11 protein-coding genes are annotated in these 15,913 nt (G+C 45.0%); 6 read left to right on the top strand and 5 right to left on the bottom strand.

Annotated features, from left to right (window positions below; all coding sequences use genetic code 11):
* Positions 1-47: 47 nt before the first annotated feature.
* Both ABIB39_RS13280 and ABIB39_RS13275 read right to left on the bottom strand, forming a co-directional pair.
* On the bottom strand, positions 48-2,390 hold the full coding sequence (locus tag ABIB39_RS13280) for a penicillin-binding protein 1A (RefSeq protein ID WP_354430639.1): 2,343 nt from the start codon (positions 2,388-2,390) through the stop codon (positions 48-50).
* Between the two features lie 176 nt (positions 2,391-2,566).
* Positions 2,567-3,406 (bottom strand): MOSC domain-containing protein, encoded by an 840-nt coding sequence (locus ABIB39_RS13275; protein WP_354430638.1) that lies wholly within the window; start codon positions 3,404-3,406, stop codon positions 2,567-2,569.
* Positions 3,407-3,549: 143 nt separating this feature from the next.
* On the opposite strand from ABIB39_RS13275, the gene ABIB39_RS13270 reads away from it, so the two are divergent.
* Both ABIB39_RS13270 and ABIB39_RS13265 read left to right on the top strand, forming a co-directional pair.
* Positions 3,550-5,259, top strand: coding sequence for a GMC oxidoreductase (locus tag ABIB39_RS13270; protein ID WP_354430637.1), 1,710 nt, complete (start codon positions 3,550-3,552; stop codon positions 5,257-5,259).
* Positions 5,260-5,314: 55 nt separating this feature from the next.
* A complete protein-coding gene (locus tag ABIB39_RS13265; RefSeq protein WP_354430636.1) occupies positions 5,315-6,043 on the top strand; it encodes a ThuA domain-containing protein in 729 nt (242 codons plus the stop codon).
* A gap of 94 nt (positions 6,044-6,137) precedes the next feature.
* On the opposite strand, the gene ABIB39_RS13260 is transcribed toward ABIB39_RS13265, so the two are convergent.
* Positions 6,138-7,685 (bottom strand): M20/M25/M40 family metallo-hydrolase, encoded by a 1,548-nt coding sequence (locus ABIB39_RS13260; protein WP_354430634.1) that lies wholly within the window; start codon positions 7,683-7,685, stop codon positions 6,138-6,140.
* A 176-nt stretch (positions 7,686-7,861) separates the two neighbouring features.
* Here ABIB39_RS13260 and ABIB39_RS13255 point away from each other — a divergent pair, with 176 nt between their 5' ends.
* On the top strand, positions 7,862-8,509 hold the full coding sequence (locus ABIB39_RS13255; RefSeq protein ID WP_354430633.1) for an OmpA family protein: 648 nt from the start codon (positions 7,862-7,864) through the stop codon (positions 8,507-8,509).
* Positions 8,510-8,529: 20 nt separating this feature from the next.
* On the top strand, positions 8,530-9,018 hold the full coding sequence (locus tag ABIB39_RS13250; protein ID WP_354430632.1) for a PRC-barrel domain-containing protein: 489 nt from the start codon (positions 8,530-8,532) through the stop codon (positions 9,016-9,018).
* A 7-nt stretch (positions 9,019-9,025) separates the two neighbouring features.
* Here the strand turns inward: ABIB39_RS13250 and ABIB39_RS13245 are convergent, their stop codons facing one another.
* Positions 9,026-11,185 carry an FUSC family membrane protein gene (locus ABIB39_RS13245; RefSeq protein WP_354430631.1) on the bottom strand — a complete coding sequence of 720 codons (2,160 nt, stop codon included), beginning with the start codon at positions 11,183-11,185 and terminating at the stop codon, positions 9,026-9,028.
* Positions 11,186-11,375: 190 nt separating this feature from the next.
* Between ABIB39_RS13245 and ABIB39_RS13240 the strand changes: the two genes are divergently transcribed.
* Together ABIB39_RS13240 and ABIB39_RS13235 are read left to right on the top strand one after the other, a co-directional pair.
* On the top strand, positions 11,376-13,949 hold the full coding sequence (locus ABIB39_RS13240) for a phosphoenolpyruvate carboxylase (RefSeq protein WP_354430630.1): 2,574 nt from the start codon (positions 11,376-11,378) through the stop codon (positions 13,947-13,949).
* A 223-nt stretch (positions 13,950-14,172) separates the two neighbouring features.
* Complete coding sequence (locus tag ABIB39_RS13235; protein WP_354430629.1) at positions 14,173-14,706, top strand: DUF4142 domain-containing protein; 534 nt, start codon at positions 14,173-14,175, stop codon at positions 14,704-14,706.
* Here the strand turns inward: ABIB39_RS13235 and ABIB39_RS13230 are convergent.
* A complete protein-coding gene (locus ABIB39_RS13230; RefSeq protein ID WP_354430628.1) occupies positions 14,698-15,900 on the bottom strand; it encodes a DUF763 domain-containing protein in 1,203 nt (400 codons plus the stop codon). The genes ABIB39_RS13235 and ABIB39_RS13230 overlap by 9 nt on opposite strands.
* Between the last annotated feature and the right edge of the window lie 13 nt (positions 15,901-15,913).

Here is a 15,913-nt window from a genome sequence, read left to right as displayed (position 1 = left end):
GCTAATTTATATTAAATACGTTCCCCAAGCAAGCCGGGTTGCCTCAATTATTTCGCAGCCGGCGGTTTATTTTCCGGTGTCTCCTCTTTATTTTCCTCGGTTGCAGGCACGCTAACCGGCGCGGCTGTAGTATCCATAGGCATTTCCATCAGGCTGTCTGTTGATGTGGTATCCTCATGTATTATCGGCGACGGGCACATATATTCCTTAGTGATCTTAACCCATGGCTTAGGGAATGGGCCGTAAGTATAGCCCGAATTAGGATCGGCATATACTTTTTCCATGAATGCTCCAAAAATCGGAAGTGCCGTATGAGAACCTTCGCCGGTTTCTGAATTGGTAAAATGAACGCTACGGTCATCGGCACCAACCCATATACCAGTTACCAGGTCTTTAGTGATCCCCATATACCAGCCGTCCACGTAATCGCTTGAGGTGCCTGTTTTACCGCCTATCTGGTTGTTCTTTTTCCAAAGGCTTGGGTATTCCCATAAGGCCTGTGATGTGCCGCCCGGTTCTTCCATACCACCGCGGAACATGTAGAGCATCAGCCATGCGGTTTCTTCGCTTAAAACACGCTCAGCCTTCAGTGTAAATTCTTCGATCACATCACCCTTCTGGTCGGTTATTTTGGTAACCAATAATGGGTCGACCTTTTCGCCTTTGTTAAGGAATGTGCTGTATGCGCGCACCATTTCGTAAACAGAAACATCGTTAGAGCCTAATGATACCGAAGGCACCGATTTTAGCGGGCTCTCGATCCCTATTTTGTGCGCATATTCTACAATCTTATCCCAACCCACATGCTCTGTTACTTGGGCGGTTATCGAGTTTACCGATTTACCCATAGCCCAACGCAACGACATTTCGCGGTACGAGAAATGGAAATCGGCATTGTTTGGCTGCCAAACATCATCCTTGCCATTGTCCTTAAACTTAATGGTCACCGGTTTATCGGTAAACTTATCACAAGGGGTAAAGCCATTATCCAAAGCGGTTACGTAGGCAAAAGGTTTAAATGTAGAACCTGCCTGGCGTTTGGCCTGGTTTACGTGGTCGTAATTAAAATATTTATGGTCAATGCCGCCCACCCAAACTTTGATCTTGCCGGTTGATGGCTCCATGGTCATCATCCCTGTGTTCAGGATCTTGGTGTAATACTTTATTGAATCTACACTGGAGAAGGTGGTGTCTTTATCGCCGTTCCAGGTAAACACGCTCATGCGTTTCTTTTTCTCAAAGTAGCTGTTGATGTGCGTGGTATCGCCTTTATACTTTTTGGTCAGCATTTTGTAGATGGGCAACCTTTGCTCAGCCTTCAACAAAAAATCTTTTATCTCCACGCCTTTACTGTCCCTCCAGGGGTTTTTATTCCCCCACAAATTATTGAAACGCTTTTGCAGCATCTTCATTTTGGTTGCAACAGCCTCTTCGGCGTATTGCTGTAATTTGGAATCTATAGTGGTGTAGATCTTCAACCCATCCTCGTAAAGGTCGTAATCGTTTTTCTTGCACCATTTGTCCAGCCACTTTTCAACCGCGCGGCGGATATATGAGTCGCCCTGGCCTGTTCGGTCAACATAGCTTAGATCGAGGTTTAATGGGAGTGTGGTGTTTGCTGTGTAAGCGGCTTTGTCAATGTAGTTGTACTTCAGCATTTGGCTTAGCACCACATTACGGCGTTCCAACGATCGGGCGGGGTTGGTTTTAGGGTTATAAGTTGATGTTGCCTTTAGCATACCTATAAGCGTCGCGGCTTCGGCGGGGTTAACCGCATCAGGCATTTTATTGAAGTATTTTAAAGTAGCCGTTTTTATACCGAAGGAATTATTGCCGAACGGTACCGTATTAAGGTACATAGTCAGGATCTGGTCTTTGCTGTACTGATGTTCTATCTTATAGGCCGTTATCCATTCCTTACATTTAAATACAACGGTACGCAAAAGCGGGATGTGGCGTATCAACCCCTGAGATTTACGTTTACGGGTGCTGAACAGGTTTTTAGCTAGCTGTTGCGTAATGGTACTGCCACCGCGGCGGTCGCCAGTTGCGGTAGATGCGAGACTGCCAAAAAAGCCCAGAAAATCTACCCCGCCATGCTTGTAAAAACGCACATCCTCGGTAGCTACCAATGCGTGTACAATATTGGGGGATAGGGCTTTATATTCAACGGGGGAGCGGTTTTCTTTATAAAAACTACCAATCAGTTTTCCGTCGGCTGTATAAACTTCTGATGCTACTGATACGGTGGGTTGTTTGATCTCCTGCATATCCGGTGAGTAGCCGAACAACCACAAAAAGTTAATTTCTATGGCGCAAAAGAATATAATTATAGCGTATATGAAGATGGAAAGATATCTTAGGTAGCGGTTCTTTATTTCTCTGAACATTGAGTAAAGATGTAAAATTAAGCACCCAAATCATAATGGGCAATTGACAATAATTAACAACGCAATTTTAATAAGTAAATTTCAAGTTAAGCCGTTTGGGGCGAGAAATATTTTATAGAAGAGAATTTGCGTATTTCTTCATATATCATTCAATTAATAAAAACATTTTGAACTGCCTAAGTAGCCGGATCGTTAATGAAAAAGCGTTCGTCGGTATGGGTGGATAGCACACTCAATTCATCACCTACACTAATAATCCCCGTGCTGCGGAATGCCAGGTTTTGACCAAACAGGATCTTAGCGCCCTTGCGCCTGTAACCTGCCAGGGTTTTTAGCGGCTCTTTACTTTTAGCCAAGGTTTCCTGATCAATAGTGGTCATTACGCAGCGGGCGCAAAGTTTTACGCCGTACATATCTATGCCGTTTATCCGGATGTGGTTCATGTGGTCTTCATTGTACGGGTCACCGCCTTCAAATACGATATTAGGGCGAAAGCGGTTCATGGGTAAGGGTTCTGCCAAGCGGCTATTTAGATCATTTAGCGATGCCTGACCGATAATTAAGGCGGGATATGCATCAGAAAACGAAGCTATCGACCCTGAATTTGTGTAGCGTGGATCGGTAGCTCGATGGGTTTCATCGGGCATGTAAACCAACCGTGCGGGGATGCCCAGTTTAACCGTAAACCATGCGTCAACAGCATCGCTCACCAGTTGCCCGGCGCAGGTATCATCCCAAATAACAACCTCAAGCATGTCCGGCTTAAGCGGGACGAATGGGATATTTATAAATGTGCCGTCGGCAGTATAAACAACCTTTAAAGCGTCTGTTAAAACCTCAATTTTAAACAGGGCAAGTTGGGCGTTTTCGCGTTGCGACAGGAAGCGGTTATTCTCGTCTATCAGCATCCAGCGGCGGTCATGCTGAAGGCCGCGGTCGGTTAGTTGGGCGGTATCTAACGATATGCCACCTAACGATTTTATGGGGTAAATAAACAGCTGACTAACAAGAAGCATACGCAAATGTAAGGCATTGCCCCGTCAATTTATAGCGAATTATAATTGTTGCAGATACATTTGATTTATTGGCTGTTAATTGATAGTATTGTTAAACCAATTATCATCCCGGTGGCTTTTAGCCGGTTTAAAGCAAGAAAATCATGTCAGTAAACGCACCCAACATTAATGGCAAGGCTACGGCTAACAATACTTATGACGCAATTGTGATAGGATCGGGCATCAGCGGCGGCTGGGCTGCCAAAGAACTTACCGAACGCGGCCTTAAAACCATTATGCTGGAGCGCGGCTCAAACTACGAGCATATAAAAGATTATAAAACAGCTAATTATAACCCGTGGGATTTTGAACACCGTGGCAACGCAACTCAAAAGCAGCGCAAGGAGCGCCCGGTAATTTCCCGTAACTGGGGCGCGCAGGAAGCTATTATGGATGCTTGGACAAACGAGCAGGAGTCGCCATACACCGAGGTAAAACCTTTTAACTGGTGGCGATCTTACCGCTTGGGCGGCCGTTCTATTTTGTGGGGGCGACAAAGCTACCGCTGGAGCGACCTTGATTTTGAAGCGAATGATAAAGATGGGTGGGCGATAGACTGGCCTATCCGTTATAAAGATCTCTCGCCCTGGTACGACCATGTGGAAAAATTCGCGGGTATCAGCGGTTCTATTGAAAACATCCCCAATTTACCCGACGGACAGTTTTTACCACCCATGGATCTGAACTGGGTGGAGAAGGACGTGGCCGCGAGCATCAAAAAGAAATTTGGCAGGCATATGATCATCGGCAGGGTGGCTAACCTAACAAAGGCTATCCCGTATCGCACCGCCTGTCAGTTCAGGAACAGGTGTTGGGAGGGGTGCCCCTTTGGCGGGTACTTTAGCACCCAGTCGTCAACCTTGCCGGCTGCTTTGCGTACAGGCAACTTAACCGTGAGGCCTCAATCTATCGTTACCAAAATATTGTACGATAAAGATACCAAAAAGGCTAAAGGGGTAGAGGTGCTGGATGCGGTTACTAACCAAACCTATGAGTATTATGCCAAAGTTGTGTTCGTGAATGCATCGGCCTTGAATAGCGCCTGGGTATTAATGAACAGTGCGACTGATATATGGCAGGGCGGCCTGGGCAGCAGCAGCGGCGAATTGGGCCACAATATTATGGATCACCACTATAACCTTGGCGCAAGCGGAGATGTGGAAGGCTATGATGATAAATATTACTACGGCCGCCGTGCAAACGGCCCGTACGTTGTGCGCTTCGCGAACATAGGCGATGATAAACGCGATTATCTGCGTGGTTTTGGCTACCAGGGTGGTGCCAGCCGCAACGGTTGGAGCCGCGAAATTGCCGAACTAAACATAGGCGGTGCTTATAAAGATGCCCTTGCAGAACCGGGGGGCTGGCGCATAGGCATAGGCGGTTTTGGCGAACTGTTGCCTTATCATGAGAATAAGATCACTCTTGATAAAACCGTGAAAGATAAGTGGGGTTTGCCTGTACTATCTATGGATGCCGAGATAAAGGATAACGAGAAAAAGATGCGCATCGATATTGTAAAAGAGGCCAAAGCCATGCTGGAAGCCGCGGGCGTTAAAAACGTTGAAACGCACGATAGCGGCCATAATATTGGCGATGGCATCCACGAAATGGGTACCGCACGCATGGGCCGAGATCCGAAAACATCAGTGCTTAATAAGCATAACCAGGTTTGGGATGCTAAAAACGTTTTTGTTACCGATGGTGCCAGTATGACCTCGTCGGCTTGCCAAAACCCATCTTTAACTTACATGGCCTTAACTGCCCGGGCCGCAAATTTCGCGGCAGATGAGTTGAAAAAAGGGAACCTTTAAGGGAGAGTCAAGAAACAAGAGATAAGAAACAAGAGATAAGAATCAAGACAAAATCATGAAAATCAAAAATAATATAACCACTTTAATACTTATATGCTTTGTTACAGTCATTAGCTGTGCCAAACCAAAACCCAAAGTACTTATCTTTTGTAAAACCGCGGGCTTTCACCACGAGTCGATAGCTGTGGGAATCCCAGCTATAATAAAGTTGGGTAGGGAGAATAATTTTGATGTGGATACCACTACCAATTCGGCAAAGTTTACGGCAGTAAACCTAAAGCAATATGCAGCAGTAATATTCCTGAGCACTACCGGCGATGTGTTGAATAATGAACAACAAACTGCGTTTGAGCAATACATCAGATCTGGAAAAGGTTTTGTAGGCATCCATGCTGCTACCGATACAGAGTATGATTGGCCCTGGTACGGTAACCTTGTGGGCGCCTATTTTAAAAGCCACCCGGCTAAACAACAAGAAGCCAAATTAAATGTGGTTGACCGTGGTTTTCCGGCTACCAATCACCTGCCTGCAACTTGGCGCAGATTAGATGAGTGGTACAACTATAAATGGATGGCGCCCGACCTGCAGGTACTCATCAAAATAGACGAAAAAAGCTACCAGGGCGGCGAGAACGGCAGCAATCATCCTATGGCATGGTATCATAATTACGACAGTGGCCGCGCATTTTACACCGCCCTCGGCCATACCGATGCCTCATATGCCGATCCGCTTTATTTGAAACATATTTTGGGTGGCATTAAGTATGCAATAAGGAAAAAGTAGGTTCAAAAAATTCCGTCGCCACAAGAGGGAATTAAACAAAGAAAGCCCGCTTCAAAGTATGACACGGGCTTTCTTATAATATTCGAAATAAAAACTAATCTAAACCGCCACGGCGATTTGCTTTAACCGGCTCAGGCCATTTTGATGGCTGGCCTGTGCTGCTTGCAGGGAGCGCTGCTTTATCACGGGGGAATTTTGCAGGGTCTTCGCTAGCCATGTAAATAAGGATGGCAGTTAAAATTGCATTGCTGCGTACGTCGTCAAAAACCAATTTGTCGTAAGTGTCGCGGTTGGTGTGCCAGGTATAGCTACCATACGACCAGCTGTTTGAACCTAAGGAAAAGCCTGGTGCACCTACTGCAACAAATGATGCAAAATCTGACCCGCCACCGCCCGGCGAACCCGGGAAGCTGGTTTTTATTTGATGACGGATAGTATCCGGCACAGCCTGTAACCAACGGTTTATAAACTCACCAGATTTTTCGTAGCCTTGCCCGCCAATGTTAACAATACGGCCTGTACCGTTATCCTGGTTAAACAGGGCCTGCAGGTTGGCAACAATTTCGGGATGGTCTTCTACAAACGCACGCGAACCGTTAAGGCCCTGCTCTTCGCTTGCCCAATGGCCAACTAAAATAGTACGTTTTGGATGCGGATAAACTTTCTTCAGGATGCGCATAGCCTCCATCATGGTGATAGTACCTGTACCGTTGTCGGTAGCGCCCGTACCACCATCCCACGAATCGAAGTGGGCAGAAAGCATTACATATTCGTTTGGTTTTTCGCTGCCTTTAATTTCACCTACTACATTAAAAGTCGGCACAACGCCAAGCTCTTTTGATTCTGTTTGGATAGTGATCTTCGGTTTGTCGCCGCTTTCGGTTAGGCGGTAAAGCATGCCGTAATCTTCTAAAGCGATGTCAACCGTAGGTACAACCTTTGTGTATGCGCTAAATATTTTATCTACCCCAAAACCGGCACTCCAGTTTGAGGTAATGATACCCGCTGCACCTGCTTTTTCAAGCGCTACAGGCAACGTGCGGTTAGTTAAACCGGTATTGCTGATGCGTTTGCGCCATGCGGCGGTTTGCTCGGTACGGGCAGCTTTCATTTTGTCGAAAGAGCTTGTTAATGCAAATTCCTTCCAGTTATCATCCGGGCGGCCGGTTGGCTGGTTCATGGAGATCATCACAAATTTACCCTTTACAGCAGGCAACCATTTTTGAAAAGCGGTAGAATCGGCAAACTCAGGCAATATCACCAGCTCGGCGGTAACCGCTTTTTTCATGCCGGGGCTCCAGGCAAGTTGCGTGCCTTCTAACGATTTTACACGGGGGTAAACCATATCAATGTGTGATATGCCGCGTTCCCAGCCGCGCCATTGGCCCCAATTTTCTTCTTTGGCGGTAATGCCCCAGCCTTTATATTTGTCTAAAGCCCATTTACCGGCCTTATCAAACTGCGGGGTACCTACCAAACGCGGGCCAACACCGTCAAAAAGCTCATGGGCCAGTTTCTCCAGTTGGGAGTTATCAGTTCCTTCTTTTACAATGTTATCAACCACCGCGTTTTTTGTTTGTGCATAGGCCGTGCTCCCGGCAAGAAGGGCGGAAGCAAAAAAAAGTTTAGTTAAATTTTTCATTTCGTTTATATAGGGCTTAGTTATATACAGCGAATGTATAAAATACAGGCCTTAAATCATACTCGGACCGGCGGTGTAACAAGTTTGTTAAAGTTGAATTATGCTGATCAAAGCCATAATATGCTTATTGGCCTGATTAATGCTTATCACAAATTAAATAAACAAGCGATAATAAAATGGCACAACTCGACGTTCAGCCCAAGCGCAAAGGCTCAGTATTTATATGGATCATCTTCGCTATCATAGCCATAGCCACAGCAGTTCTGCTTTACCGCGGGTGTAATAAATCGGCCCCGATAAAAATGGATACCAGCGATACAACCCAAACCGACTCTGCTAAAAGCGACAGTAATGTTATTGTAACTACACAACCAAATTGGAACGCCATCGATTTTGACATCCCAAGATCTAAATATGACGAGGTTACCGATACCGCCATTATAGTAAAAGGCAATGATAAATACACCATATACAGCCTTGGCGAAAATATATTGTTTGCCGCAGATGAAAGCACTTTGCAACCATCGGCAGAATCCAAATTGGAACAGATAGCTGCATCGCTGGCAAGGCGTTATAAAACTGCCGAGATAGCGGTTTACGGCCACACCGATTCCACCGGCACGGCAGGCGCTAATAAACAACTTGGCGAGGATAGGGCAAATGCCGTTAAGGATTGGCTATCTACCAAGGCAGATATCGTTCCCGATAAAATTTCTATCCATTCTTTAGGCGAGCAAAAGCCTCTTGCTACCAACGCGACCGAAAAAGGCCGTGCGCAAAACCGTAGTGTAGAGATAGTAGCATATGCCGAAGGCGAGAAGTAATAACCATATAACCTATAATCATGGCATCAGATAATAAAACAAATTACGATTTATACGAACTAAGCGAAAGCGATTTTGAAATAGTTGACGAGCAGCCCGAAATTTTTGGATGGGATGTAAAAGATACCCACAAGAACAAGGTAGGCGAGGTGTACGAGTTATTATTCGACGAGGATACCTTAAAGGTACGTTACATTGTGGTCGATATGGAAAGCAACGACATTGACCTGGAGGAAGGCCGTGTGCTTGTGCCTATAGAAAACGTGGAGTTTGATTTGGAGAACGATGAAGTAAGGATGCCCGGCATAAGCGTTACTAACCTGCTGGCCCTGCCGCTATATGAAAAAGGCCGCATTATAAACCACGAAACCGATAGGGAAATAGCCCTTGCGTTAGATAAAGTGGAAGCAGGTGCACCAATAGCTCCCGGCTCCTTAAATGTAGGTAAAACTAAATTTTATAATAAAAAGGAGGAAGGTTTTATTGCAGGTGATGATAATGCGGAGTAAGTTTCGTTTACCTTAAAATATTGTCTGTTATCTTAGCGATATCCAGTGTGATTTTATTGATAAACCCTAACTGGTCTTTCATCAGCACATCATCCTCAGTTAGCGGGATAGGCTGTGCGTCAGGTATCGGTATCATGTTGTTTTTTGGTGCTGCATCAACCGGGGTAATGCTTTCGCCGCTTAGTTTTTTGTTGATATCTTTTAACACTGCAATGCTCTTTTTAACCAGTTTCAGCATATCCTTATGCGGTGCCACCTGCCCGGATTGGATTAATGCCGATGCTATATTGGCCGAGTAGGAAGCAAGGATATGATTGAGCACTACAAACTTATGTAGATCTTTAACGCTTTTTTGCTTGCTTTTCGGTTCGGATGTCATCCGCTCGAACATAGCCGATAAGTTGGCCGAGTTTACGTAAATATCCTTACGGGCAAGTTTATATTCAGTGATCTCCACTACTTTACCAGAAATACTTTCCGAGATCTTTTGCAGGTAGTTGATATTTGCCGTAATAACCGATTTAAGCGTTTCGTTTATCTGCTGAAACTCCCACGTTGGGAACAACACATAACTGGCTATGAATGCGATGCCAGAACCGATGAGCGTATCTATAACCCTTTCCTGGAAAATATTTATAGTACCCAAGCCCAAAAATTTAAATAGTATAAGTACGTACGGGGTCATAAATATCACCGACACAATGTAATTTACCCTTAAAAAGCTATAAGTGCCTATCATTAGCACAACTAAAATGATGAACTGCGTTGTTTTATCGGGGATAAAATTCAGTATTAGGATCCCGATAGCCCCACCCGCTATAGTACCTATCAAACGTTGATAGTTGCGTTGTTTAGAAAGGCTAAAACCGGGTTTTAATATTACAATAATGGTTAACAACACCCAGTAACTATGCCCGCCAAGCGATATATTCTTTGCTGTAATAAAACCCACCAAACATACCAATGCCACCCTTAAAGCATGCTTGAACGCGCCGGATTTAAAAGTAATGTTATCCCAAAAGATATGCGGCGCAAAGTCCTGATGGGTCACAAATTTAGAATACTCCACATTGGTGGGGCTTTGCACTAAACTGTCTGATGCTTTTGAATGATAGTATTTATAAATGTTGGAAATGCTTTTGCTAAGGTCGCGCAGGTTAATGAGAATCTTCTTAAGCACCAGGTTGCTGGTTTCCTTATCATCGGCACCAATGCTATCAATACGCCGTTTTAAATGCTCCAGTCTAAGTTCAAGGTTGCTTAACTTTTCTGGGCGCTGGTTGGCAAGTACCGCATAGCCGATATTATCCAGGTCGTCGGCCACGTGATGAAGAAAATCTGCAATTTCTGATAGTACACCTGTGCTCTCAAACTTCTCGCGGATGTAATTATAATCGTAGTGTGTAGCCATGATCTGCTCAAACATATCCACCAGATCAATAAAGGTAAGCACCAATATCCTGCTGGCCGCGGTAGACTCTTTGACCAGCAAACGGCTTTTGAATAAGATCTCCCTTACCGCATCCTGATGGTTACTCACCTGGATCTGTTGGATTACCAGCTTGCGGTAATTCTCGTCAACATCCGTCGCTGTTAAATAAAAATCGGCTTTTATGCGCAGGAAACGGGCTATATCGGCCACGTTCTCGCCCAAAGTTTGCTGCGCGGCCCGGTATGGCCTGATACCAAAAAATACCAGGCTGAAAACCATATACCAAAGCCCGCCCGCCAAAATGGTGAGGCTAAAGATGGGTACCTCCGGTGGTGGCACGGCCTTATCCATCATAAATATCATTACCAGCAATGCCGATGTACCTACAGATGCCGCCCGGTTGCCGTAAACCGTGAGCATCGAAAACAGGAATGAAAAAACGGTGATCTCTAACCCTAATGTGATTACATTAAATCTTGCATAACCTGTAATAATAGCGACAGCCAGCATGATAGCATTGCCCGCGGCCATAGCATTGCGTTTGTGCGAAATAGGCCCCGGCCCGTCTATGGTACAAATACAAAGCGCACCAAGTGAAAGGGTAAGGCCTAAATCGAAATAGCCTAACTGCATCATTACCAGGGCGGGGGTAATGATACCAATGGTCATTCGCAAGCCATCAGAAAAATACTGACTGTGAAAAAAGCTTTTTATTTCTCTTTTGTGGCTTTGCATTTACTATATATTGGGTTGGGGATTTGTTGTGCAAAATTAAACAAATAAAACGTGTTAGGTTTTGCAATAACCATTATTGCATTAAAATGTACTTAATGTTATTAATTTTCAGTTTTTAGCTAATTTTAATTTTAGATAGTTAAATTCACGGCGATATTATTCCTGTAAAACTTTTGTAACCTGTTCTAACATGCCATCAACCTTAAGGCTCAGTCAAAAAGAATCTATCTTTAATCACGAAGTTGTAAAACGTTTTGAGTTGTACAACAGCTTGTTTCAAACATTGCCTTTTTATCAGGTTAAGGACACAGGTATTTTACTGCCGTTCTTTAGTTCGCATTGCGATAAAGGCGCGGCCGACCAGGCGTCACCAACCGACATCATCGAATCTTTCTTTAAAAAATATGTGCCTAATGTTGACCACCGCGAGCAACTAAACCGTTTATTTAGGTTTATACAATATATTGAACGCCAGGTAGTTTTGTTTGACGCTATCGAAGATTCATCGTTTAGCAAAGTTGGCCGTGTGGATGATACCGGTACTTTACAAAGCATGGTGCAGCAGGCATCTCAAAGCGAACAGGCAAGGGCAAACATCAGCAAGCAATTGAAAGATTTTTCGCTTCGTTTAGTGCTTACCGCTCACCCAACCCAGTTTTACCCCGGCACCGTTCTGGGGATCATGACGGACTTGATCGAAGCCTTAAAAACAAATGACATCCCATCAATCGATGGCCTTTTACAGCAATTGGGCAAAACTCCTTTCTTCAATAAAACCTCGCCAACCCCGGTTGATGAGGCCGTTAGTTTGGTGTGGTTCCTGGAGAATATATTTTACAATGCGTTATCAGGCATCCAGGCAAAGCTGGAGGAAGAATTTGATATTGAAGGCAATCAGCAGGTATTAGAGCTTGGCTTTTGGCCGGGCGGCGACCGCGACGGTAACCCTAACGTACATATGGAAACCACGCGTTCGGTATCGTCACTATTGAGGCAGGTTATCTATCGTTGCTACTACCGCGATTTTCGTAACCTAAAACGCCGCATTACTTTCCGTGGCTTTGCCGATACGCTGAGCAAACTGGAGAAACTGCTTTACGATAACGCTTTCAATCCGCAAGAAACCCCTAAAGATCTACAGCCAGAGTTATTAAAACTCCTGAGGTCAATGCGTGAAACTTTGGTTAACGAGCACGATAGCTTGTTTGTAGGCATTGTAGATAACTTGTTGCAAAAGGTGCAACTGTTTGGTTCATATTTCGCTACGCTGGATATCCGCCAGGACAGCCGTGTGCTGCGCGATGTGTTTAAATATACCACCGAGAAGGTTTATACCGGCGTGCCTAAGAACTACGCGGAGATGAACGAGGAGTCGAAAATAAAAAGCCTTCCGTTTAACCAGGCCGATTTCAAATGCCCTGCCAATGCCGATCCTCTGATAAGCGATACGCTGGATACCATCAGGCTGATGAAACAAATTCAGCACAGCAATGGCGAAAAAGGTTGTCAGCGTTTTATCATCAGCAATTGCCAGCAAGCTTCGGATATTTTGCAGCTGATCGCATTGTTCTTGTGGAGCGGCTGGGAAAAAGATAAATTGAGTGTTGATTTTATGCCGCTGTTTGAAACCGTTAACGATTTGAAACAAGCCGGCGATATAATGGAGAAGTTATACACGCATCCGTTCTATAAATCGCACCTTAAAAAACGCGGCAACAGGCAAACCATCATGCTCGGCTTTAGCGATAGTACTAAAGATGGCGGTTACCTGATGGCAAACTGGAGTATTTACAAAGCCAAAGTTGAACTTACCGCCATAGCCCGCAAACATAACATTACCCTCGCCTTTTTTGATGGCAGGGGCGGCCCGCCGGCTCGTGGTGGTGGTAAAACGCACCGCTTTTACGCCTCGATGGGTAAAGAGATCGCTAACGACCATATTCAATTGACTATACAAGGCCAAACCGTAAGTTCGCAATATGGTTCTATAGAAACGGCAAGGTTCAATACCGAGCAATTGATCAACGCGGGCATTACCAGCGCCTTGCACCCGAACCATCACGATCTGCTGGACGAAAGACATAAAGCTTTAATAGCCGAAATGGCCGAAGAAAGTCACGGCTTGTTCCTGGCGCTTCGCGAACACCCGCTATTTGTGGAATACCTGGAGAAATTTAGTCCGCTGAAATTATTATCGCAGATCAACATCAGCAGTCGCCCAACCAAACGTAATGCAGGCGCTAAACTTAAACTTGAAGATTTGCGCGCCATTAGTTTCGTAACCTCCTGGAGCCAACTGAAACAAAATATACCGGGCTTTTATGGTGTGGGTACTGCCCTCAAAAAAATGAAGGATAACGGTAGCTGGGCAGAAGTGCAGGAGCTTTACCAACAATCGGGTTTCTTTAAAACGATGCTGGATAACTGTATGATGTCTATGACCAAATCCGACTTTAGGGTTACGGCTTACATGGAAAAAGATAAAAAGTTCGGCGCATTCTGGAAAGGACTTAAAGCCGAGTACGAACTAACCCGCAATATGCTATTAGAACTTACCGGCACCAAGGTATTGATGGAAGAGTTCCCGGTAGATCGCCGCTCTATCGCCATCCGCGAAAAGATCGTATTGCCGCTGGTTATTGTACAACACTACGCATTGCAATGCCTTAATAATACAAATGATGAGGAATTGATAGGCATCTACAATAAGCTGGTGGTGCGCACCGTGTACGGTATTGTAAATGCCGGCAGGAACTTGGCTTAGACCTCACCAAGCCTACAATATGATGCGTCATAGCGAACGTAGCGTGGCAATCTTCGGTGGAAAAGCAGGCGAAGAGCCTATCGAAGATTGCCGCGTCGCTATCGCTCCTCTTAATGACTGCTTTATAATTCCGGTATCAATCCGTTTAAGTTCGCAATCGTTAAACTTTTGTAAACAGAATGTAATAAAACTTGTTAACTAAGTATTATAAGCTTAACATTTTATGATGAAAAGAACATTCTGTATCGCTTTAGCGTTGGTCACCCTGATTTTAACACAAGCTTGTAACAACCGTAAAGCAAAAAACTACAACAACATAAAGCAATCTAACGAAGAGGGAATCTCCTTTGTGAAAAGCGCGCTTGAGTCCGGCGCAGCCGAAATAAAACTATCGCAACTGGCGCTTACCAATTCTAAAAACCCCCAGATGCTGGAATATGCTAAACAGGTTATTGCCGACCATACTTTTATGGATGCCGAGCTAAAAGCGGTATCGGGTAGCAAAGTTAACACTGATACACTTACCGCTGTACATCAAACACAAGTAGACAGCCTTACCAAAAAGACAGGTAATGCCTTCGATAAGATGTACATCCAGGCGATGGTGATAGACCACGAAAACGTTATTAAGGTTTTTAAAACAGGCGAAACTAACAACGATAAAAAATTAAAAGATTTTGCAACAAAAAGCCTTCCGAAACTACAGGAACACCTAACCAAGGCGAACACACTTTGCACCGGCGCCGGGCTAAAATAGTTTTAACTGAGGCTCTACAGAAGGTTTAGTTTTACCAAATACGGTACGGCCGCCGTATTTCCACGAATCATTTCTTTCCTTTTCAATTACTTTATCAAAGTTGGCATTAGGGGTAAAATCCTTTTCTGCGGCCTGGACTATATTAGTTAGGCGCTTAATAGCTTCATTTTTTTCACCATTACCTAATTTTGCTTTTTGAATAGCGGTCTGTAAAACACCGATGGTTTCGTCATAAACTTTTATAGGGACGGGGAAGGGGTGCCCATCCTTGCCGCCATGGGCAAACGAGAACCTGGCAGGATCTTTAAACCTCAACGGTGTGCCATGTATCACCTCGCTCACCAAAGCCAGCGATTGTAATGTGCGCGGCCCAAGGCCCTGCAATAAAAGTAGCTCTTCAAAATTTTGGGGTTGCTTTTCGTGTGCCAGCCAAAGTACAGCGCCTAATCTTTTCAGGTCTACATCTTTTGCTTTTACCTCGTGGTGGTTGGGCATAACTAAGTGACTTATCTCTTTCAGCATCCGGTCGGGATGCTCGGCGGCTATTTGCATCACGCCCGTGCGGGATGGATGGGCCAGTTTATCGGCCATATTCAATATCAACCCCTTATTTTTGCCTTGGATGCCGGTATGAGGGTCTTCCACAAAAGAGGTTAATTGTTCAGAATGCCAGTGATAGCGACGGGCGGTGCTGCTGGCATCGCTCATACCTTGTTGCACTACGGCCCATTTGCCCGTATCGCTTAAAATAAAATTATGGGTGTACAGTTGAAAACCATCTTGTATGGCTGTATTATCTACTTTAGCGCTCAGTCTACTGCATTTAACCAGGTGGTCACCGTTAAGTCCGTTGCTGTTGCAGACCGCCATCAACTCCTGCGGGGTTTTGGTAGAATGCTTGCCCTTACCGCCGCAAATGTAGATACCAAGGTCGCGGCTATGCGGATTGATAGCCCGCTTTAAAGCACCCATAACAGAAGTGGTAATACCTGATGAATGCCAGTCCATACCCATCACGGCGCCAAGACTCTGAAACCAGAATGGATCGCTAAGGCGGCGGAGGACTTCATCTTTACCGTAATCCATCACAATGGTTTCCATCACAGCAAGGCCAAGCTTGGCCATACGCTCGGCAAGCCAAACAGGCACATAACCATAATGCAAAGGCATGTCGGCACTTCCGGAACGTTTCATGCTAACAAAGTTA

Origin of the sequence: Mucilaginibacter sp. UYP27 (genome assembly GCF_040547175.1) — a bacterium.
Taxonomy (GTDB): Bacteria; Bacteroidota; Bacteroidia; order Sphingobacteriales; family Sphingobacteriaceae; genus Mucilaginibacter.
Note: the sequence above shows the minus strand (reverse complement) of the source record. Positions and strands in the feature narration are given on the sequence as shown.